The organism is Streptomyces sp. NPDC028991 (assembly GCF_055564775.1).
In genome coordinates, this window is sequence record NZ_JBVHVP010000015.1 from 116,545 (window position 1) to 135,466 (window position 18,922).

Sequence of the window (18,922 nt, forward strand, 5' to 3'; positions counted from 1 at the left end):
ACGCAAGGACGCGCCGCGCAAGGACGCGCCGCACAAGGACCCGCCCCCGGAGGACATGGTTCCGGAGGACATGGATCCGACGGGCATGCCTTCGAGGAGCACGACGCCGTGGGGCGCGGGGCCGTGGGACCTGAGGCCGCAGGGCCCGGGGCGGTGGGATCTGGGGCGGTGGGGCAGAGGGCTGGAGGACATGACCCCGTGGGGCACGGGCCCGTCCGATACGGCCCGCACCTCCCCGACGACGGACTGCCCGTGCTGCCCGAACTGTCCGCCGTACTCGCCGCCGCCGCGGGCCGCGGCCACGACGAACCGGCCGGCGGCGCCCCGCACCTCCTCGACGCCGCCTGCGGCTACTGGGACCGGCGCGGCCTGCCCACCGAGCCCGGCCACGTGGCCGCCGCCCCCGGGCCCAACGCCCTGCTGCTCGCGCTGACCGCCGCGCTCGGCGGCGACGTTCTGGTGCCCCGCCCCTGCGCCGCCTGGTGGGCACCGTACGCACGGCTGCTGGGCAGGCCCGTCTTCCACGTGCCGACCCCGGCCGAGTCCGGCGGCGCCCCCGACCCGTACGCCCTCCTGGAAACCGTCCGCCGGGTCCGCGCCGAGGGCGGCGACCCCCGCCTGCTCGTGCTGTCCGTCGCCGACGACCCCACCGGAACCGTCGCGCCGCCCGAACTGCTGCACGAGACCGTTGAGGCCGCCAGTGGTGAGGGGCTGCACCTGATCAGTGACGAGACCTGGCGGGACACCGTGCACGACCCGCACGCCACCGTGCTGCTCAGCCCCGCCGAGATGCTGCCCGAGCGGGTCACCGTCGTCACCGACCTGGCCGGCGCGATGCTGCCGCCGGGCTGGCCGGCCGCCGTCGCCCGTTTCCCCGCGTCCGCCGCCGGGGACGGCCTGCACGCGCGCGTGCTCGACGTGCTCACCGCGCTCGGTGCCCGGGTCGCCGCGCCCGTCGCCGCGGCGGCCGGGTACGCGCTCGCCGAACCCGAGCCGGTCACCGCCCGCCGGGCGGCCGCCGTACGCCTGCACGCGCGCGTGGCCGCCGCCGTGCACGCCGCCGTCGTCGCCGCGGGGGCCACCGCCCGGCCCCCGCAGGCCGGCCGTCACCTGTACGCCGACCTCGGCCCGCTGCGCGACGCGCTCGGCGCCCAGGGCGTCGGCGACGCCCAGGAACTGGAGGACTTCCTCACCACCCGGCTCGGCATGCCCGCCCCCGGCGGCCACCGCTTCGGCGACGACCTTCCGGCCCTGCGCGTGCGGCTCGCCACCGGCCCGCTGCTCGACGGGGGCACCGACGAGCAGCGAGTGGAATGCCTCACGTCCCCCGACCCGTTGGAACTGCCACACGTGCAACGCGCGTTGACCGGCCTGAAGTCGGTCTTCGACGATCTGCGCGACGCTCAGCGATGGGAGCCTCCTCGATGACGAAGCAGCCCCGGTCGACCACGAGCACGCCCACGGCCATGTCCGCGCCCACGCCCACGTCCGGCGAGGACGCCGGCGCGCCACCGGTCACATCCGCCTCGGCTCCCCCGTACCCGCCGCTCGCCGAGCCCCGGCCGATGGCCGAACACCGGGTGTGGCCACGGACCTTCCACGACCGGCTGACCGCGCCGCTCCCCGGCCTGAAAGCCTTCGCCAGATTCGCCCGCGAGGGCGCGGTGAGACCCGGCCCCGAGGGTCTCGCCGGCATCTCCCGGCTGCCCTACGCTCCCGGCCCGCTGCCCCGGGTGGACGCGCGCACCGTCGCCGTCACCTGGGCGGGCCATGCCAGCTGGGTGGTGCGCATCGGCGGGCTCACCGTGCTCACCGACCCGGTCTGGTCCCGGCGCATCCTCGGCACCCCGGCCCGCGTCACTCCCGTCGGCGTCCCCTGGAGCGCCCTGCCGCGCGTCGACGCGGTCGTCATCAGCCACAACCACTACGACCACCTGGACGCCCCCACCCTGCGCCGACTGCCGCGCGACACCCCCGTCCTCGCCCCGGCGGGGCTCGGGCGCTGGTTCCACCGGCGTCGCTTCACCCGGGTCACCGAACTGGACTGGTGGGAGGCCGCGCGACTGGACGGCGTCCGCTTCGACTTCGTACCGGCCCATCACTGGTCCAAGCGCACCCTCACCGACACGTGCCGGACGCTGTGGGGCGGCTGGGTCCTCACCGGTCCCGACGGCCGGCGCGTGTACTTCGCCGGTGACACCGGGTACGGCCACTGGTTCACCCGTATCGGCCGCCGCTACCCGGGCATCGACCTCGCGCTGCTCCCCATCGGCGCCTACGATCCCCGCTGGTGGCTGAGTGACGTGCACTGCGACCCGGAGGAGGCGGTGCGGGCCGCCCAGGACGTCGGAGCCCGCCGGATGGCGCCGATGCACTGGGGCACGTTCGTCCTGTCCGCGGAACCGGTGCTGGAACCGCTCACCCGCGTGCGTGCCGCCTGGCAGCGGGCGGGCCTGCCCCGGGAGCACCTGTGGGACCTCCCGGTCGGCGCCTCCCGAGTCCTGGAGTGACCACGGCCGCCGGTCCGGTGCACCGGTGCTCGCGGCGTGCCGCCCGGAGCTCGCCGTGCCGCCGGTGCCGTGGGTGCGGGCAGCACCGGGCGCCGCGCGCGCTTCCCTCCAGCCCGACGCCCGGCGCCCGACGCCCGGCGCCCGACGCCCGGCGCCCGGCGCCCGACGCCCGGCGCCCGGACACCTACGCCTTCGCCGGCCCTTCCCCCCGCAACCGGCGCCACACGCTCGGCGCCCCGCTGAGCAGCAGGGTCAGTGCGATCGCCGCGGCCACGCCCTCCCACGGCTTGCTGAACAGAGCGCCGCTCAGGACGCCGATCAGCTGGTACGTCACGGCCCAGGCCAGGCAGGCCGGGAGGTTGCCCCGGGCGAACCGGCGCAGTGGCCACTCGGCCAGCAGACAGGCCAGCATCACCGGTATCCGGCCCGCCGGCATCAGCCGGGACAGCACCAGCACCGCGACATCGTGCTCGGCGAGCTTCTCCTGCGCCTGCTCCAGCCGGTCCTCGGGCGCCCGGGACCGGATCGCCTCCAGCCAGCGTGAGCCGTTCCTCGAGCCGACCCCGCGCCGCCCCAGCCAGTACAGCGCCATGTCCCCGCAGAACGCGGCCAGCGACGCCGTCGCGAAGACCATCAGCATCGGGAACGGCAGCGTCTGGTGCATCGCCACCACCGCCGCCGAACTCACCAGCGCGCCGGTCGGCACCACCGGCACCAGCGCACCGATCAGCACCAGCAGGAACAGCGAGGGATAGCCGAACGCCTGCTGGGCCGGCTCGGTCGGGATGCTCGTCACGGCGGCGCCCAGCAAGCTCACCGTGCGACCTCCACGCGCACACTCTCGCCGTGCCCCAGCCGGTGCACCGCCACCCCCGGCGCGCGCAGCGCGGACAGGCGCACGAATTCGTCACCCGGCGTGTGGAACTCATGGGGGCGCACGGCGTCCATCCCGATCGGCCAGTACGTGCCGTAGTGCACCGGCACCGCCGTGCGCGGCGCCAGCCGGGCCAGCGCCTCGGCCGCCCGCCCCGCGTCCAGGTGCTCCGCCCCCAGGCACGGTCCCCAGCCACCCACCGGCAGCAGCGCCGCGTCGACCGGCCCGACCTCCTTCTCCATGCCGTCGAACAGGCCGGTGTCCCCGGCGAAGTACGTCCGTGCCTCGCCCTCGACGACATAGCCGAGGGCGGGGGAGCGGTGCGGTCCGAGCGGCAGCCGCCGCCCGTCGTGCCGCGCGGGCACCGCCCGTATCCGCAGGTCCCCGACGGTCGTCTCGTCGCCGGGCGCCACCTCGGTCAGCTTCAGGTGCCCGAGTCGGCGCAGACCCGGCACCGCCCGTCGTGCGCCCCGGGGCACGAGCAGGCGCGTGCCCGGCGCGAGCCGCGCGAGCGACGGCACGTGCAGGTGGTCGGCGTGCAGGTGGGACACGAGCGCCACGTCCGCGCGCCAGGCGTCCGGCGGCGGCACCGCGCCCCGTCTGCGGCGCAGATGGGCGAGCCTGCGTACGAACAGAGGGTCGGTGAGCACGCGGATGTCCGAGTCCTCGACCGTGCAGGTGGCGTGCCCCCACCACGTGAGCTCCACCGGCACCTCTTTGCCTCCTTCGCGCGACTCCCCGAAGCCTACGTCCAGGAGTAGGGTCGGCGGCGAAAACGGGAGGTGAGGGGGACCCCATGGGGCTGGTGCGGGTGACGGCGATCGCGAGTCTGACGCCGCTGGAGCAGTTGGACGACGACCCCTTCCTGGTCGACTCCCGCAGCCAGCACGCCATGTGCGCCCGCTGGGCGGCGGAGCACGGCTACGTCGTCGCGAGAGAACTGCTGGTACGCCGTCTGCGGCCCGACCACGACGCCCTGTGGGACGGAGTCCGGCCCGGGCACGACCTGTTCGTGGCGCCCAGCCGCCGGGTGCTGGAGAGCGCCCTGGCGTCCGTGGAGGAGTTCTCCGCGGAGTGCGCCCGGCGCGGGGTCCGGGTCGAGACGGCCGGTCACGCCGAGCCGTCCTACGACGCCCGGATGAAGGCGTGCGTGCACCGGCGGCTGTCGATGCCGACGGCCGGGTACGACGGCCGCTGACCTCCGTCACGGGGGCCGACGGAGGCGTGAACCGGACCCGAGGGGACAAACGGGGGCTCCGGACCGTTGTGACAGGGTGGGGGAGGTCCGCGCGGACGACGGGCCGGGACGTGAGGTGTGCGGAGCGTGGGTGGAGGGCGTTGGCGCCGGGTCGCCAGTCAGATCGGGCGGAGTGTCGCGGTGTGGGCCGTCTCCACCCTGACCATGCTCGTGCTCGCCGGGATCCTGCCGGACTTCCGGCTCCAGTCACCCGACGGTGACAGCGCGACCGACATCGCCGTGACCGCCGCGGTCGGCGCCGGCGCCTTCGGCCTGCTGTCCGCCCTGGTGTGGCCGCTGATGGTCCGGCTGCTGCTCCTGGTGCCGGCGCTCGTCCTCGGGCTGCTGGTCTTCTTCCTCAACGGCGGACTGCTGCTGCTCGCGATCGACGTGAACCCGGCCGGGCGCGGCGGCGTCGCCCCGGAGACGGCGGTGGTGGTGGCCGCCGTCATGTCCGCCGTCGCCTCCGCCACCGGCGGTGCGCTGGCCGTGCGCGACGACGACGCCTACCGGCGCCGGCTCTACCGCCTCGCCGACCGCCGCCGCAGATCCGGTCCGCCCTGCCCGGCCGACCCCGGCACCGTCTTCCTGCAACTGGACGGCGTCGGCCACGACGTCCTGCTGGACGCCGTCGACGGCGGCGCCATGCCCACCGTCGCCCGCTGGCTGGGCCGCGACGGCACCTCCGCGACCCACCGGCTCGCCCTGTGGCGCACCGACTGGTCCAGCCAGACCGGCGCCAGCCAGCTCGGCATCCTGCACGGCTCCAACCACGACGTTCCCGCCTTCCGCTGGTACGAGAAGGACAGCGGCGAGGTCGTGGTCTGCAACCGCCCGACCAGCGCCGCCGAACTCCAGCACCGCGCCGTCAAACACACCGGCGACGGCGGACTGCTCACCTTCGACGGCGCCAGCCGCGGCAACCTCTTCGGCGGCGGCGCCGACGAACAGGCCCTCGTCCTGTCCATCGCCACCCGCCGCCGCAGCCCGGAGACCCGCTCCCGGTCCGGCTACTTCGCCTACTTCTCCGACCCGGCCAACGCCGTCCGCACCGCCATGTCCTTCGTCGCCGAGGTGGGCCGGGAGATCGGCCAGTCCACCCGCGCCCGCGTGCACAAGGTCCGCCCGCGCGTCTCCCGCGGCGGCCTCTACCCCTTCGTCCGCGCCTTCGCGACCGTCGTCGAACGGGACGTCGTCGTCGCCGCGGTGATGGGCGACATGCTCGCCGGCCGCACCGCCGTCTACGCCGACCTGGTCGCGTACGACGAGGTGGCGCACCACTCGGGGCCGGGCAGCCGGGACGCCGCCAAGGTCCTCCAGCGACTCGACCGGTCCCTCGCGCTGATCGAGAAGGTCGCCGAGCACGCCCCCCGCAAGTACCGCGTCGTCGTCCTGTCCGACCACGGCCAGAGCCCCGGCGAGACCTTCCGAGCCCGCTACGGCCTCACCCTCGGCGACCTGGTGCGGGCCGGCTGCGGGCTTCCCGTGCCGCGCCGCGCCCAGCGCACCCGCAGCGGCGCCGAGGCGCGCAACACCGTACGGGCCGCCCTGCACCGGCCCGTCGAGGAGGGCGCGGAGCAGCAGCGCCCCGCCGACACCCCCACCGGCCGCCGCTCGGAGCCGATCGTGCTGGCCTCCGGCAACCTGGGCCTGGTCTCCTTCCCGGACGTCCGGCACCGGATGACCAGGGAGGAGATCGACGCCCGCCACCCCGCGCTGCTGCCCACCCTCGCCAACCACCCCGGCATCGGTTTCCTGCTGGTCCGCAGCGAGGAACACGGTGGTGTCGTACTCGGCGCGCGGGGCGCGGAGGTCCCCCTGGACCGGCTCGACGAGGACCCCGGCCCGCTCGCGCCCTTCGGACCGGGCGCCGCCGACGCCGTGCGCCGCACGCACTCCTTCCCGCACACCGCCGACCTCATGGTCAACTCCTTCCACGACCCGGCCGACGGCGAGGTCCTCGCCTTCGAGGAACAGATCGGTTCGCACGGCGGACTCGGCGGCGCCCAGTCACGCGCCTTCGTGCTGTCGCCGGTCGTCCTGTCCGCGCCGGTCGCCGAGGGCGCGGAGATCGTCGGAGCCGAGCACGTCCACCGGATCCTGCGCCGCTGGCTTCGCGAGTCGAACGGCCCGCAGGTGCCCCTGGAGGATCCCCGGTCCAGGGTCGTCGGCAGCGAACCTTTTCCGGTCCCGGACGGGGTCGTGCAGGACAAAAGCGCCTGATTTGGAGCCGCGCCGGACGGTGCCCGACCATGGGCGCCGTCCCGGCGATCCCGGGCACCAGTTCCAAGGAAGGCGCCCCACCCCATGCACGTCACCGGGACCGTCCCCCCACCGGCTCCGGACCCTCGGGAAACCCCCGCGGCCCCCGATTCCGCTCCGGCACCCGGCAACGGCAGGCACGCCCGCCGCTTCGGGCTCCCCGTCGCCACCGCCCTGGTCATGGGCAACATCATCGGTGGCGGCATCTTCCTGCTCCCGGCCTCCGTCGCCCCCTTCGGCACCATCAGCCTGCTCGCCTTCGGCGTCCTGACCGTCGGCGCCATCGCGCTGGCCCTGGTCTTCGGCCGCCTCGCCGCCCGCGACCCGCGCACCGGCGGCCCCTACGTCTACGCCCGCGAGGCCTTCGGCGACTTCGCCGGCTTCCTCGCCGCCTGGGCGTACTGGATCACCACCTGGGTGTCCAACGCCGCGCTCGCCGTCGCCGCAGTCGGCTACCTCGACGTGCTGATCCCGGTGAACGGCCACCGCTGGACCGCCTGCCTGGCCGCGCTCGTCATCCAGTGGCTGCCGGCGCTCGCCAACTTCGCCGGCACCCGCTACGTGGGCGCCGTCCAGCTGGTGTCCACCGTCCTGAAGTTCGCGCCGCTGCTGCTGGTCGCGGTCGGCGGGCTGTTCTTCTTCGACCCGGACAACCTCGGCCCGTTCAACGCGAGCGGCGGCAGCGGCGTCGGCGCGGTCTCCGCCGCCGCCGCGATCCTGCTCTTCTCCTACCTCGGCGTGGAGTCCGCCGCCGTCAGCGCCGGCGAGGTCAAGGACCCCCGTCGCACGGTCGGCCGGGCCACGGTCATCGGCACCGCGGGCGCCGCCCTCGTCTACCTGCTGGGCACCCTTTCCGTCTTCGGCACGGTCTCCCACGACCGCCTGGTGAACTCCACCGCGCCCTTCTCCGACGCCGTGAACGCCATGTTCGGCGGCGCCTGGGGCGGCTGGGCCGTCGCGCTCGCCGCCCTGGTGTCCATGACCGGCTGCCTCAACGGCTGGACGCTGCTCAGCGCCCAGACCCCGTACGCCGCGGCGAAGGACGGCCTCTTCCCGGCCGCGTTCGCCCGCAGGCGCCGCGGTGTGCCGACGGTGGGCGTGGGCGTCACCGTCGTCCTGGCCTCCCTCCTCACCGTCTACAACTACACGGCCGGCTCGGCGAAGGTCTTCGAGATCCTCGTCCTCGTCACCACCTTCACCGCGACCGTGCCCTACCTCCTGGCCACCGCCGCGCAGATCTTCCACCTCGTCTCCGGACAGGGGGAGAAGGTCGACCGGGCACGGCTCGTGCGGGACGGTGTGATCGCGGCGGTCGCGGCCGGATTCTCCCTCTGGCTGGTCGCCGGCGCCGGCTACGCGGCGGTGTACCAGGGCGTGCTGTTCCTGTTCGCGGGCGTGCTGGTGTACGCGGTGATGGCGGCCCGCAGGCGGCGGCAGGACGGACCCGCCGCGCGCTGATCCGGCTTCGCACCGGCAGCCGTCCGAGACGACGGGCACCGGCGCGGGTCCGGCCACCTGCCTGATCCCGCCGGGGCGCGCCGGCCGTCGTCCACCCCCCCCCGGGAACCGGTCTTCCGCGTGAGCTGAGCCGGAGTGTGATCGGATGGGGGTGGGAACCCGGAGACGGGCTCCCACCGCCCCAGTACAGCAAGCGAATTCGAGAGGACCCGCCGTGGCAACCACGCGCTCCGCACACACCGTCTGGGAAGGCAACCTGCTCGAGGGCAACGGTGTCGTCACCTTCGACTCGTCCGGCATCGGCGAGCAGCCGGTGTCGTGGCCGTCGCGCGCCGAGCAGGCCAACGGCAAGACCAGCCCGGAAGAGCTGATCGCCGCCGCCCACTCCAGCTGCTTCTCCATGGCGCTGTCGCACGGCCTGGCCGGCGCCGGCACCCCGCCCACCAAGCTCACCACCTCCGCCGACGTCACCTTCCAGCCCGGTGAGGGCATCAAGGGGATCCACCTCACCGTGGAGGGCACCGTCCCCGGCCTCGACAACGACGCGTTCGTCGCCGCCGCCGAGGACGCCAAGAAGAACTGCCCGGTCAGCCAGGCCCTGACCGGCACGACCATCACCCTCACGGCGAAGCTGGCCTAGCCGGTCAGGAGCCCGCGCGCTCCCAGCCCCGCCGGTCCGGGCGCGGCCCCAGCTGCCTGGGGTCGCGCGACCGGTAGACCACGTAGGGCCGGACCAGGTACCGCACCGGCGCGCTGAACATGTGCACGAGCCGGGTGTAGGGCACCAGGGCGATCAGCGCCATCCCGACCACCGCGTGCACCTGGTACAGCACCGGCACCCCCACCATCAGCTCCGTCTTCGGCTGGAGGGTGAACAGGCTGCGCGACCAGGGTGCGATGGTGTGCCGGTAGTCGTAGCCGGTGCCGGAGGAGTGCGCGAGCTTGGCGGCCATACCCAGGGCGATCGCGCCCAGCAGGAAGACGTACATGACCTTGTCGTTGGCGGTCGTGGCCCGGAAGACGGGCGCGTTGGTGCGCCGCCGGTAGACGAGGATCAGGATGCCCGCCACCGCCAGCACGCCCGCCGCCGTGCCGCCGTACAGCGACAGCAGGTGGTACGCGTGCTCGCGCACGCCCATCGCGTCCGTCCACGACTCGGGGACGAACAGCCCCACGAGATGGCCGACCAGCACGAACAGGATGCCGTAGTGGAACACCGGCGAGGCGATGTTCAGCAGCCTGGACTCGTAGAGCTGCGAGGACCGCGTGGTCCAGCCGAAGCGGTCGTAGCGGTGCCGCCAGACCAGGCCGGCGACCAGCAGGGCGAAGGCGGCGTAGGGCAGCACACCCCAGAGGAAGACGGTCACGGGCGGGCTCCGTCGGCGGCGGGCGGCAGGGTGGCGCACACGGCGTCCAGGACGCACGCGTAGGGCGTGCCGAAGGCGGTGAGCCGGGCGCAGAGCTGGTCCAGGGCGTCGCGGTGCTCGGTGAGCATGCCGATGTCCCCGGTGCGGGAGGCGAACTCCAGCACCGCCGGGAGGAAGTCCGGCAGCTCCTCGTCCGTGAACTCCAGCCCGTGGGCCCGGTACAGCTCCTTGAAGCGGACCAGCGACATCCCGCGGTTGCGGGTGTCGCCGTCGGTCCACCAGCTCAGGTACAGGCTGTGCCGGTTCTTGAAGTCGAAGACCTCGACGTAGTGCGCCTGGAGGTCGCCCTGCGGGGTCACGGCCGCATGGTCGGTGAAGGCGCGCAGCTGCGGCGCGGCCTCGCGCAGGAGCGGCAGCCGGGCGCGGAAGTCGTCGTCGGGATACGTCAGGCAGAGCGCCGCCGCCTGGTACAGCACCTCGAACCCGGGCATCGGATCAGACCTCCCTCTCGTCGTCCGCGGTCTGCCGCCTGCGCAGGATGTGGAAGTTCTCCACCGGCACCAGCGGCAGCCGCCTGCGCCCCGAGTCCCGGCCGAACGGCCCGTCGCCGCCCATGCCGGGCCCGCCGTCGGTGTCCAGGCTGCACGTGTCCGGCAGCGCGGACGCCTCCAGCCGGTGCGCGTCCCCGACGGCGGCCGTCGGGATCACGTACCGCTCCTCGTACTTGGCGATCGCCAGCAGCCGGTACATGTCCTCGACCTCCCGGGGGCGCATGCCGACGCCCGCGCAGACGGCCGGGTCGGGCTCCTCGCCCAGGTTGACCGACCGCATGTGGGCGCGCATCGCCGCCAGCCTCTCCAGCGAGGCCCGCACCGGCGCGACGTCGCCCGCCGTGAAGAGCTCGGCCAGGTACTCCAGCGGAATGCGCAGCGTGTCGATCGCGCCGAAGAGGTTGTCCGCGTCCTCGCCGTCGTGCCCGGTCTCCGTCAGCGCGTCCACGACCGGTGACAGCGGCGGGATGTACCAGACCATCGGCATGGTGCGGTACTCCGGATGCAGGGGCAGTGCCACCCGGTACTCGCTCACCAGCGCGCGCACGGGGGAGCGCCGGGCCGCCTCCACCCAGTCGTACGGGATCCCCGCCTCCTCAGCCGCCTGCCGCACCACGGCGTCCTCGGGGTCGAGGAAGACGCCCAACTGAGCCTCGTACAAGTCCTGTTCACGTGCCGTGGCGGCCGCCTCGGTCACTTTGTCGGCGTCGTACAGCACGACCCCCAGGTACCTGAGCCGGCCCACGCAGGTCTCCGAGCAGACCGTCGGCTGCCCGATCTCGATGCGCGGATAGCAGAAGGTGCACTTCTCGGCCTTGCCGGTGCGGTGGTTGAAGTACACCTTCTTGTACGGGCATCCCGTCACACACATTCGCCAGCCCCGGCAGCGGTCCTGATCGACCAGGACGATGCCGTCCTCGGAACGCTTGTACATCGCCCCGGACGGGCACGAGGCCACGCACGACGGGTTGAGGCAGTGCTCGCAGATGCGCGGCAGGTAGAACATGAAGGTCTCTTCGTACGCGAACCGCACCTTCTGAGAGGCCTCTTGGCGCGTGCGCTCCACCATCGGGTCGAGGTCGCCGTAGGCGGGGGCACCGCCGAGGTCGTCGTCCCAGTTCGAGGACCAGCCGATCTTCATCGGTTTGCCGTCGAGTTGGGAGACGGGCCGGGCGACGGGGTAGTCGTCGCCGAGCGGTGCGTCGGTGAGGTTCTTGTAGTCGTATGTCCAGGGCTCGTAGTAGTCCTTGATCTCAGGGAGCCTCGGGTTGGAGAAGATCCCGGCGAGTTTCCTGAACCGGCCGCCCGCCTTGAGCTTCAGCGCGCCCCGCCGGTTCAGTTCCCAGCCGCCCCGCCACTTCTCCTGGTCCTCGTAGCGGCGGGGGTAGCCCTGGCCGGGGCGGGTCTCGACGTTGTTGAACCAGACGTACTCCATGCCCCGCCGGTTGGTCCACGCCTGCTTGCAGGTGACCGAGCAGGTGTGGCAGCCGATGCACTTGTCGAGGTTCATGACCATGGCGACCTGGGCCATCGGGCGCATCAGTACTCGACCTCCTGGGAGCGGCGGCGGATCAGGGTGACCTCGTCACGCTGGTTGCCCGTCGGGCCGAGGTAGTTGAACGCCCAGGACAACTGGGCGTAGCCGCCGATGAGATGGGTCGGTTTGAGGATCAGTCGGGTGAGGGAGTTGTGGATGCCGCCGCGTCTTCCGGTCGTCTCCGTCAGGGGGACGTTCACCGTGCGTTCCTGCGCGTGGTGCATGTAGACCGTGCCGGGCGGCATGCGGTGCGAGACGATCGCGCGGGCCACGACCACGCCGTTGCGGTTGACCGCCTCGATCCAGTCGTCGTCCGACACACCGATCGCCTCCGCGTCCCGCGTGGACATCCAGATGGTCTGGCCACCCCTCGACAGCGCCAGCATGAACAGGTTGTCCTGGTACTCGGAGTGGATGGACCACTTGTTGTGCGGGGTGAGGTAGCGGACCGTCACCTCCCGGTGTCCGTCCGGGCCGAGCTGCGGCTCGCCGAACAGGCGGCTCATGTCGAGCGGCGGCCGGTACACCGGCAGCGCCTCGCCCAGTTCGTGCATCCAGTCGTGGTCGAGGAAGAAGTGCTGGCGCCCGGTGAGGGTGTGCCAGGGCTTGAGGTGCTCGGTGTTCAGGGTGAACGCCGTGTACCGGCGCCCGCCTGCCTCGCTGCCCGACCACTCCGGCGAGGTGATCACCGGCACGGGCGCCGCCTGGGTGTCCGCGTACGTGATCCGCTTGCCCTCGTGCTCGGCGGCGAGGTGGGCCATCTCCTGCCCGGTCTTCGCCTCCAGCGTGTGGAAGCCCTGGACGGCCAGGCGCCCGTTGGTCGTGCCGGACAGGGCCAGAATGGTGTTGGCGGCCTTCACCGCCGTGTCCAGTGCCGGGCGCCCGTCGGCCGGACCGCCGCGCACCGCGCCGTTCATCCGCCGCAGCCGGCCGACCTCCTCGTCCGGCCTCAGGGTGATGCCCTTGGCGGGCAGGCCCTTGGCCTCCACCAGCGGCCCCAGTGCGGCGAACTTCGCGCCGACCGCCGTGTAGTCGCGCTCCACGACCACGAGGCTGGGCATGGTCTTCCCGGGCTCCGGGGCGCACTCCCCGCGCCGCCAGTCCCGTACGACGCCGCCCGGCTGGGCGATCTCACCCGGCGTGTCGTGCTGGAGCGGGACCGCCACCAGGTCCTTGCGCACGCCGAGATGACCGGCGGCCAGCTCGCTCAGCTTCTCGGCCAGCACCTTGAAGGTGTCGAAGTCGGTCCGCGTCTGCCACGGCGGGTCCACGGCCGGGGAGAAGGCGTGCACGTAGGGGTGCATGTCCGTGCTGGACAGGTCGTGCTTCTCGTACCAGGTCGCGGCGGGCAGCACCACGTCGGACAGCAGCGTGGACGAGGTGTGCCGGAAGTCCAGCGACAGCAGCAGGTCGAGCTTCCCCTCGGGCGCCTCGTCGTGCCACACCACGTCCCGGGGACGCTCGTGGGGCGCGGCCTCCTGGGCGCGCAGCGAGGAGTGGGTGCCCAGCAGGTGCCTGGTGAAGTACTCGGCCCCCTTCGCCGACGAGCCGAGGAGATTGGCCCGCCACAGGGTCAGGATCCGCGGCCAGTTCTGCGGCGCGTCCGGATCCTCGCAGGCGAACTTGAGCGTGCCCGCCCGCAGTTCGGCCACCGCGTTGGCCACCGGGTCGCCGAACGCCTCGCCCAGCTCCAGCGGGCTGCGGTCGAAGGTCGGGTACGACGGCATCCACCCCGTCCGCGCCGACAGCGCCAGGCAGTCCGCGCCCGTCATGCCCGCGAGCCGTCCCTCTCCGAGGGGCGAGGCCAGTACGTCGGCGCCGAACCGGTCGTAGCGCCACTGGTCGGTGTTGAGGTACCAGTACGCGGTGCCGATCATCTGGCGCGGCGGGCGCGACCAGTCCGACGCGGCGGCCAGCGAGGCCCAGCCGGTCACCGGGCGGCACTTCTCCTGGCCGACGTAGTGCGCCCAGCCGCCGCCGTTGCGGCCCTGGCAGCCGGTCAGCTGGAGCAGGGCCAGGAAGGCCCGGTAGATCGTCTCGGAGTGGAACCAGTGGTTGGTGCCCGCGCCCATCAGGATCATGCAGCGGCCCTTGGAACGCTCGGCGGTGCGCGCGAACTCCCGGGCGATCCGCACACAGGCCGCCGCCGGGACCGAGGTGTGCGTCTGCTGCCAGGCCGGAGTGCCGGGCGCGTCCGCGTCCTCGTACGACGCCGGCCAGTCGCCCGGCACCCCGGGCCGCGCCACGCCGTACTGCGCCAGCAGCAGGTCGAACACCGTCGTCACCAGCGGCCCGGTCGCCCCGCCCAGCCGCGTCGCGGGTACGCCCCGCCGGACGACCTCACCGCGGCCCTGCGCGTGCGCGCCGCCCTCGGTGTCGAAGCGGGGGAGCAGCACCTCCACGCCCGACGCCATCTCGTGGCCGTGCAGGCTCAGCCGGGGCCGTACGTCGCCCAGGTCCAGGTTCCACTTCCCCTGGTCCGCCTCGTTCCAGCGGAAGCCCAGCGAGCCGTTGGGGACGACCGCGCGGCCCGACGCCTCGTCCAGCACGGCCGTCTTCCAGCGGGCGTCCTCGCCCTCCTGCCCCAGGTCGGCGGCGCGCAGGAACTTCGCCGGGACGTACGCCCCGTCCCGCTCGGTCAGGGTCACCAGGAACGGCAGGTCGGTGAAGCGCCGCACGTAGTCGTCGAAGAAGGGGGTGACGCGGTCGACGAAGAACTCCTTGAGGACCACGTGCCCCATCGCCAGGGCCAGCGCGCCGTCCGTGCCCGGATGCGGGTGCAGCCACTGGTCGGCGAACTTGGTGTTGTCGGCGTAGTCGGGGGAGACCACCACGACCTTCTGGCCCCGGTAGCGGGCCTCCGCCATCCAGTGCGCGTCCGGTGTGCGGGTCACCGGGACGTTGGAGCCCCACATGATCAGGTACGCCGCGTCCCACCAGTCGCCCGACTCCGGCACGTCCGTCTGGTCGCCGAAGACCTGCGGAGACGCCACGGGCAGGTCGGCGTACCAGTCGTAGAACGACAGCATCGGGGCGCCGATGAGGGAGTGGAAGCGGGCGCCCGCCGCGTGCGACACCATCGACATCGCCGGGATGGGGGAGAAGCCCGCGATGCGGTCGGGGCCCTGGGTGCGGATGGTGTGGACGTGGGCCGCGGCGACCATCTCGACGGCCTCGTCCCAGGTCGCCCGGACCAGGCCGCCCTTGCCGCGCGCCCGCTGGTAGCGCCGCCGCCGTTCGGGGTCGCCCTGGAGGTCGGCCCAGGCCAGCACCGGATCCGACAGCCGCGCCTTCGCCTCGCGGTACATCTCCAGCAGTACGCCGCGCACGTACGGGTAGCGCACGCGGGTCGGCGAGTACGTGTACCAGGAGAACGCCGCGCCCCGGGGACAGCCGCGCGGCTCGTACTCGGGGCGGTCCGGACCGACCGACGGGTAGTCCGTCGCCTGGGTCTCCCAGGTGATGATGCCGTCCTTGACGAACACGTTCCAGCGGCACGAGCCGGTGCAGTTCACGCCGTGCGTGGAGGTCACGACCTTGTCGTGGCTCCAGCGGTCCCGGTAGAAGGCGTCCGACTCCCGGCCGCCCACCAGCCCGATGCTGTGCAGGTCGGGCGCCGCGGTGCCGGGCCGGAAGAACCGTCCCGCGCGTAGCAGCGCCGCGCCCGGCTCGGTGGGCGGTGTCCGCGTGTCGGTCACGTGCGCTCCCTCGATCGCCCGGGCCCTGGCTTTCGAACCTAGGGGCGGCGGCGGGAGCGCACCCGTTCGCGGGGCCCGTACGGGTCAGGGCGGGCCGCCCGGTGTCCGGGTCAGGCCTTGCGCGCCACCCCCGCGTACACCGGCACGATGCCCTCGGCCTGGGCCGCCACGTCCTCCGGGTCCGGCCGCCACCCGGTGACCGGGATGACGCCCGGGCCCAGCAGTTCCAGGCCGTCGAAGAAGCGCGCGAACTCGGTGAGCGAGCGCGGGTGGAACGGCGTGCCGCCGCGGGTGGACAGACCGGCCGCCTTGCCCACCGCCTCGGGGTCCAGATCGGGTGTGACCTGCGACAGGACCAGGTAGCTGCCGGGTGTGAGGGCATCGACGTACCGCCTCAGCAGCCCGTGCACGTCGTCCCCGTCGACCGCGTCGCCCAGGTAGTGGGTCACGGCCACCAGCGACAGGGCCACCGGCCGGCCGAAGTCCAGGGACTCGCCCGCCAGCCGCAGGATCCGGTCCGGGTCCCGGACGTCGGCGTGCACGTACCCGGTGGACCCCTGCGCCGAGCCGTGCAGCAGCGCCTCGGCGTGCCTGAGGACGATCGGGTCGTTGTCGGCGTAGACGACGCGCGCCTCGGGCGCCACCGCCTGGGCCACCTGGTGCAGGTTCGGTTCGGTGGGAATGCCGGTGCCGATGTCCAGGAACTGGCGGACCCCGGCCTCGGCGAGGGTGCGGACGGCCCGGTGCATGAACCGGCGGTTGGCCCGCGCTCCGCGCACCGCCGTGCCGTCCGCCGCGAGGATCCTGCGGGCCAGTTCCTCGTCCACCGGGTAGTTGTCCTTGCCGCCCAGCCACCAGTCGTAGACGCGGGCCGGATGCGGCCGGCCGGTGTCGACGGGGGGTGGGCAGGCGTCGGATCCGGTCATGCGGTGTGGTCTCCTCGGGTGCCTGGGTGCCTGGGTGCCTGGGTGCCTGGGTGCCTGGGTGCCGGGTCGCCGGGTCGCCGGGTCAGAAGTTCTCGCGGTACTCGCGCAGGATCTTCTCGGTGCGCTGGGTCGAGGCGGCACGCGCCGTCATGTGGTCCAGGACCTCCAGGTGCGCGGAGACCTCCGCGCGGGAGTCCAGGTACAGGGCACCGGTCAGATACTCGGTGAAGACCATGTCGGGCAGCTCCGGCTCCGCGAACCGGAAGAGCGTGAACGGCGCGTACGTCCCGGGATGCGGCCCGTCCTCGAACTCGGCGACCTGCAGCGTCACCCGGTCCCGCGTCATCAACTCCAGCAGCTTGTCCAACTGGTCGCGCATCACCCGGCCGTCGATGCTCACCGGGCGGCGCAGTACCGTCTCGTCCATCACCACCCACAGGTGGGGCGGGTCCTCGCCGTCCAGCAGCCGCTGCCGCTCCATGCGCAGGGACACGTGCCGCTCGACCGCGTCCCGGCCCGCGCTGCCGATCGTCCCGGCGTCCAGGACCGAGCGTGCGTACTCCTCGGTCTGCAGCAGTCCCGGCACGAAGTGCGGCTCGTAGGAGCGGACGATCCGTGCCGCGCCCTCCAGGCTCACGTACATGCTGAACCAGTCCGGCAGCACGTCGTGGTACCGCTGCCACCAGCCCGGCTGGTTCGCCTCCTCGGCCAGCGCGACGAATGCCGAGACCTCGTCCGCGGGTACCCCGTACGCCGTCAGCAAGATCTGGGCATACGGTATCTTCAGTGCGACCTCGGCCATTTCCATGCGCCGCACGGTCGCCGGGGCCACCCGGAGGACCTTGGCGGCCTCCTCGCGTTTGAGGCCCGCCGTCTCCCGGAGTTCCTGCAGCCGTCTGCCCAGGACCACCTGACCCACGGTGGGTGCGGCCCGCCGCTCACTCACGCCACGCCTCCCCAACGCGCCCAAGTCTCACCGCAGTCTGTCATGTTCCCCCGTCAGTCTCACAGGGGCGGTCATGGATCAACATCATGTGGATCGACGTCATTACCCGCCGGGTAATCGACCGGGCGCGGCCCGGACGGGATCGTGGAGTCACCGGGTTCCGGTCCGGCGCACTCCGGACCGGCCCCGGCCTTCCAGCCCCGCCCCGACCCTGACGGAGGGTGACTCGTCATGTCCACGAGCCAGCTGGCCGCGCTCGCCCGCACCGCCGAACCGCAGCTGATGCTGCGCCGCTTCCTCGCCCTCGACGCGGTGGTGACCGGCGCCAACGCGCTCGCCTACCTCGCGCTCTCCGAGCCGCTGGGCCGTTTCCTCGGCGCCGGTTCCGGACTGCTGCTCGGCCTCGGCGCGTTCCTCGCGGTGTACGCCGGATGCGTGGCCCTGCTGGCCGCGCGTCCCCGGCCGCCGGCCCTCGGGGTGCGGGCCGTCGTGGAGGCCAACCTCGCCTGGGCGGCGGTCAGCTTCGCCGCCCTCGGCCTGTGGCTGACGCCCACCACGGCGGGCGCGGTGTGGACGGTGCTCCAGGCGCTCACCGTCACCGGGTTCGCCCTGCTCCAGAACGCTGCGCTGAGGCAGCGTCAGGACGGCGGCGAGTGAGCGTCAGGACAGCAGCGAGTGAAGGTACTTGACCGTCGCCGGGTCGGCCGGGAGCAGCGTCTCGATGGCCAGCTCGGCGACGGTCACGTCCATCGGCGTGTTGAAGGTGGAGATGGACGAGATGAACGACAGGGTCCGGCCCTCGTGCTCGATCTGCATGGGCAGCGCGAAGTACGGCACCGGCTCGGCCGGCTCCCCGCCCGTCGCCGTGTCCGGCACCGGATACGCCGCCACCTCCTCGTACAGCGCCCGCAGCGGCTCCGAGCGGTGCAGGGCGATCTGCCGCTCCATCTGTTCCAGCAGGTGCCCGCGCCACTCGCGCAGGTTGCGGATGCGCGGCGCCAGGCCCTCCGGGTGCAGGGTCAGCCGCATCGCGTTCAGCGGCGGTTCGAGCAGATGCTCCGGCACACCGTCCATCAGCATCAGGATGCCCCGGTTGGCGGCGAGCACCCGGTACGTCGCGTCGACGACCAGCGCCGGATACGGCTCGTAGCCCCGGATCAGCCGCTCCATGCCCTCGCGCAGGGCGCCCAGCGCCGGGTCGTCCAGCGGTGTCTCCGGATAGTGCGGCGCGTAACCGGCCGCCAGCAGCAGCGCGTTGCGCTCCCGTACGGGGACGTCCAGGTGCTCGGCCAGCCGCAGCACCATCTCCTCGCTCGGCCGGGAGCGGCCCGTCTCGATGAAGCTGATGTGCCGGGCCGAGGAGCCGGCCCGCAGCGCCAGCTCCAGCTGGCTGACCCGCCGGCGCTCCCGCCAGGCCCGCAGCAGCGGGCCCACGCCCTGGGCGGTCGGGGCGGTCGGGGCGGTACCGGACATGAGAGCGGTCATACCTGCGAACGGTAGCCGACGGCCGACCGCGCCGGGGCCGGCCGACGCCTGTGACCAGGGCTCGGACAGCC

At 73.3% G+C, this 18,922-nt stretch carries 16 protein-coding genes; 7 read left to right on the forward strand and 9 right to left on the reverse strand.

Annotated features, from left to right (window positions below; all coding sequences use genetic code 11):
• The first annotated feature begins 168 nt into the window (after positions 1-168).
• Together ACZ4V1_RS26180 and ACZ4V1_RS26185 are read left to right on the forward strand one after the other, a co-directional pair.
• Positions 169-1,428 (forward strand): aminotransferase class I/II-fold pyridoxal phosphate-dependent enzyme, encoded by a 1,260-nt coding sequence (locus ACZ4V1_RS26180; RefSeq protein WP_468340209.1) that lies wholly within the window; start codon positions 169-171, stop codon positions 1,426-1,428.
• Positions 1,425-2,510 carry an MBL fold metallo-hydrolase gene (locus tag ACZ4V1_RS26185; RefSeq protein ID WP_468340211.1) on the forward strand — a complete coding sequence of 362 codons (1,086 nt, stop codon included), beginning with the start codon at positions 1,425-1,427 and terminating at the stop codon, positions 2,508-2,510. The genes ACZ4V1_RS26180 and ACZ4V1_RS26185 overlap by 4 nt, the downstream gene beginning before the upstream one ends.
• Positions 2,511-2,694: 184 nt before the next feature.
• Here ACZ4V1_RS26185 and ACZ4V1_RS26190 read toward each other — a convergent pair whose 3' ends face one another.
• Both ACZ4V1_RS26190 and ACZ4V1_RS26195 read right to left on the reverse strand, forming a co-directional pair.
• On the reverse strand, positions 2,695-3,327 hold the full coding sequence (locus ACZ4V1_RS26190) for a DedA family protein (protein ID WP_468340213.1): 633 nt from the start codon (positions 3,325-3,327) through the stop codon (positions 2,695-2,697).
• The gene (locus ACZ4V1_RS26195) at positions 3,324-4,097 is read right to left on the reverse strand and encodes an MBL fold metallo-hydrolase (protein ID WP_468340215.1); all 774 of its coding nucleotides are present in this window, start codon (positions 4,095-4,097) and stop codon (positions 3,324-3,326) included. Before ACZ4V1_RS26195 ends, ACZ4V1_RS26190 begins: the two co-directional genes overlap by 4 nt.
• A gap of 83 nt (positions 4,098-4,180) precedes the next feature.
• On the opposite strand from ACZ4V1_RS26195, the gene ACZ4V1_RS26200 reads away from it, so the two are divergent.
• The 4 genes from ACZ4V1_RS26200 to ACZ4V1_RS26215 all read left to right on the forward strand — a co-directional run bounded on the left by ACZ4V1_RS26200 (position 4,181) and on the right by ACZ4V1_RS26215 (position 8,981).
• A complete protein-coding gene (locus ACZ4V1_RS26200) occupies positions 4,181-4,582 on the forward strand; it encodes a hypothetical protein (RefSeq protein ID WP_468340217.1) in 402 nt (133 codons plus the stop codon).
• Positions 4,583-4,699: 117 nt separating this feature from the next.
• Complete coding sequence (locus ACZ4V1_RS26205; RefSeq protein ID WP_468340220.1) at positions 4,700-6,844, forward strand: phage holin family protein; 2,145 nt, start codon at positions 4,700-4,702, stop codon at positions 6,842-6,844.
• Positions 6,845-6,928: 84 nt separating this feature from the next.
• The gene (locus ACZ4V1_RS26210) at positions 6,929-8,341 is read left to right on the forward strand and encodes an amino acid permease (RefSeq protein ID WP_468340223.1); all 1,413 of its coding nucleotides are present in this window, start codon (positions 6,929-6,931) and stop codon (positions 8,339-8,341) included.
• Between the two features lie 214 nt (positions 8,342-8,555).
• The gene (locus ACZ4V1_RS26215; protein ID WP_043377849.1) at positions 8,556-8,981 is read left to right on the forward strand and encodes an OsmC family protein; all 426 of its coding nucleotides are present in this window, start codon (positions 8,556-8,558) and stop codon (positions 8,979-8,981) included.
• 4 nt (positions 8,982-8,985) lie between these two features.
• Here ACZ4V1_RS26215 and narI read toward each other — a convergent pair whose 3' ends face one another.
• The 6 genes from narI to ACZ4V1_RS26245 all read right to left on the reverse strand — a co-directional run bounded on the left by narI (position 8,986) and on the right by ACZ4V1_RS26245 (position 17,366).
• Positions 8,986-9,708, reverse strand: coding sequence for a respiratory nitrate reductase subunit gamma (narI, locus tag ACZ4V1_RS26220; RefSeq protein ID WP_468340226.1), 723 nt, complete (start codon positions 9,706-9,708; stop codon positions 8,986-8,988).
• Entirely contained in the window at positions 9,705-10,199 is a 495-nt protein-coding gene (gene narJ / locus ACZ4V1_RS26225; protein ID WP_468340228.1) for a nitrate reductase molybdenum cofactor assembly chaperone, read from the reverse strand. Before narJ ends, narI begins: the two co-directional genes overlap by 4 nt.
• Positions 10,200-10,203: 4 nt before the next feature.
• On the reverse strand, positions 10,204-11,799 hold the full coding sequence (gene narH / locus ACZ4V1_RS26230) for a nitrate reductase subunit beta (RefSeq protein ID WP_468340231.1): 1,596 nt from the start codon (positions 11,797-11,799) through the stop codon (positions 10,204-10,206).
• On the reverse strand, positions 11,799-15,494 hold the full coding sequence (locus tag ACZ4V1_RS26235; RefSeq protein WP_468340234.1) for a nitrate reductase subunit alpha: 3,696 nt from the start codon (positions 15,492-15,494) through the stop codon (positions 11,799-11,801). Before ACZ4V1_RS26235 ends, narH begins: the two co-directional genes overlap by 1 nt.
• 110 nt (positions 15,495-15,604) lie before the next feature.
• Complete coding sequence (locus ACZ4V1_RS26240) at positions 15,605-16,420, reverse strand: SAM-dependent methyltransferase (RefSeq protein WP_468340237.1); 816 nt, start codon at positions 16,418-16,420, stop codon at positions 15,605-15,607.
• Positions 16,421-16,502: 82 nt separating this feature from the next.
• The gene (locus ACZ4V1_RS26245; protein ID WP_468340240.1) at positions 16,503-17,366 is read right to left on the reverse strand and encodes a helix-turn-helix domain-containing protein; all 864 of its coding nucleotides are present in this window, start codon (positions 17,364-17,366) and stop codon (positions 16,503-16,505) included.
• A gap of 231 nt (positions 17,367-17,597) precedes the next feature.
• Here ACZ4V1_RS26245 and ACZ4V1_RS26250 point away from each other — a divergent pair, with 231 nt between their 5' ends.
• On the forward strand, positions 17,598-18,023 hold the full coding sequence (locus tag ACZ4V1_RS26250; RefSeq protein ID WP_468340244.1) for a hypothetical protein: 426 nt from the start codon (positions 17,598-17,600) through the stop codon (positions 18,021-18,023).
• A 3-nt stretch (positions 18,024-18,026) separates the two neighbouring features.
• Here the strand turns inward: ACZ4V1_RS26250 and ACZ4V1_RS26255 are convergent, their stop codons facing one another.
• A complete protein-coding gene (locus tag ACZ4V1_RS26255; protein WP_468340247.1) occupies positions 18,027-18,851 on the reverse strand; it encodes a helix-turn-helix domain-containing protein in 825 nt (274 codons plus the stop codon).
• Positions 18,852-18,922: the final 71 nt, after the last annotated feature.

What these genes read in the sequence shown, in the direction of transcription:
- ACZ4V1_RS26185 (WP_468340211.1), top strand. Translation starts at nt 1,425, where the DNA reads ATGACGAAGCAGCCCCGGTCGACCACGAGCACGCCCACGGCCATGTCC.
- ACZ4V1_RS26200 (WP_468340217.1), top strand. Translation starts at nt 4,181, where the DNA reads ATGGGGCTGGTGCGGGTGACGGCGATCGCGAGTCTGACGCCGCTGGAG.
- ACZ4V1_RS26210 (WP_468340223.1), top strand. Translation starts at nt 6,929, where the DNA reads ATGCACGTCACCGGGACCGTCCCCCCACCGGCTCCGGACCCTCGGGAA.
- narJ (WP_468340228.1), bottom strand. Translation starts at nt 10,199, where the DNA reads ATGCCCGGGTTCGAGGTGCTGTACCAGGCGGCGGCGCTCTGCCTGACG.
- narH (WP_468340231.1), bottom strand. Translation starts at nt 11,799, where the DNA reads ATGCGCCCGATGGCCCAGGTCGCCATGGTCATGAACCTCGACAAGTGC.
- ACZ4V1_RS26240 (WP_468340237.1), bottom strand. Translation starts at nt 16,420, where the DNA reads ATGACCGGATCCGACGCCTGCCCACCCCCCGTCGACACCGGCCGGCCG.
- ACZ4V1_RS26250 (WP_468340244.1), top strand. Translation starts at nt 17,598, where the DNA reads ATGTCCACGAGCCAGCTGGCCGCGCTCGCCCGCACCGCCGAACCGCAG.
- ACZ4V1_RS26255 (WP_468340247.1), bottom strand. Translation starts at nt 18,851, where the DNA reads ATGACCGCTCTCATGTCCGGTACCGCCCCGACCGCCCCGACCGCCCAG.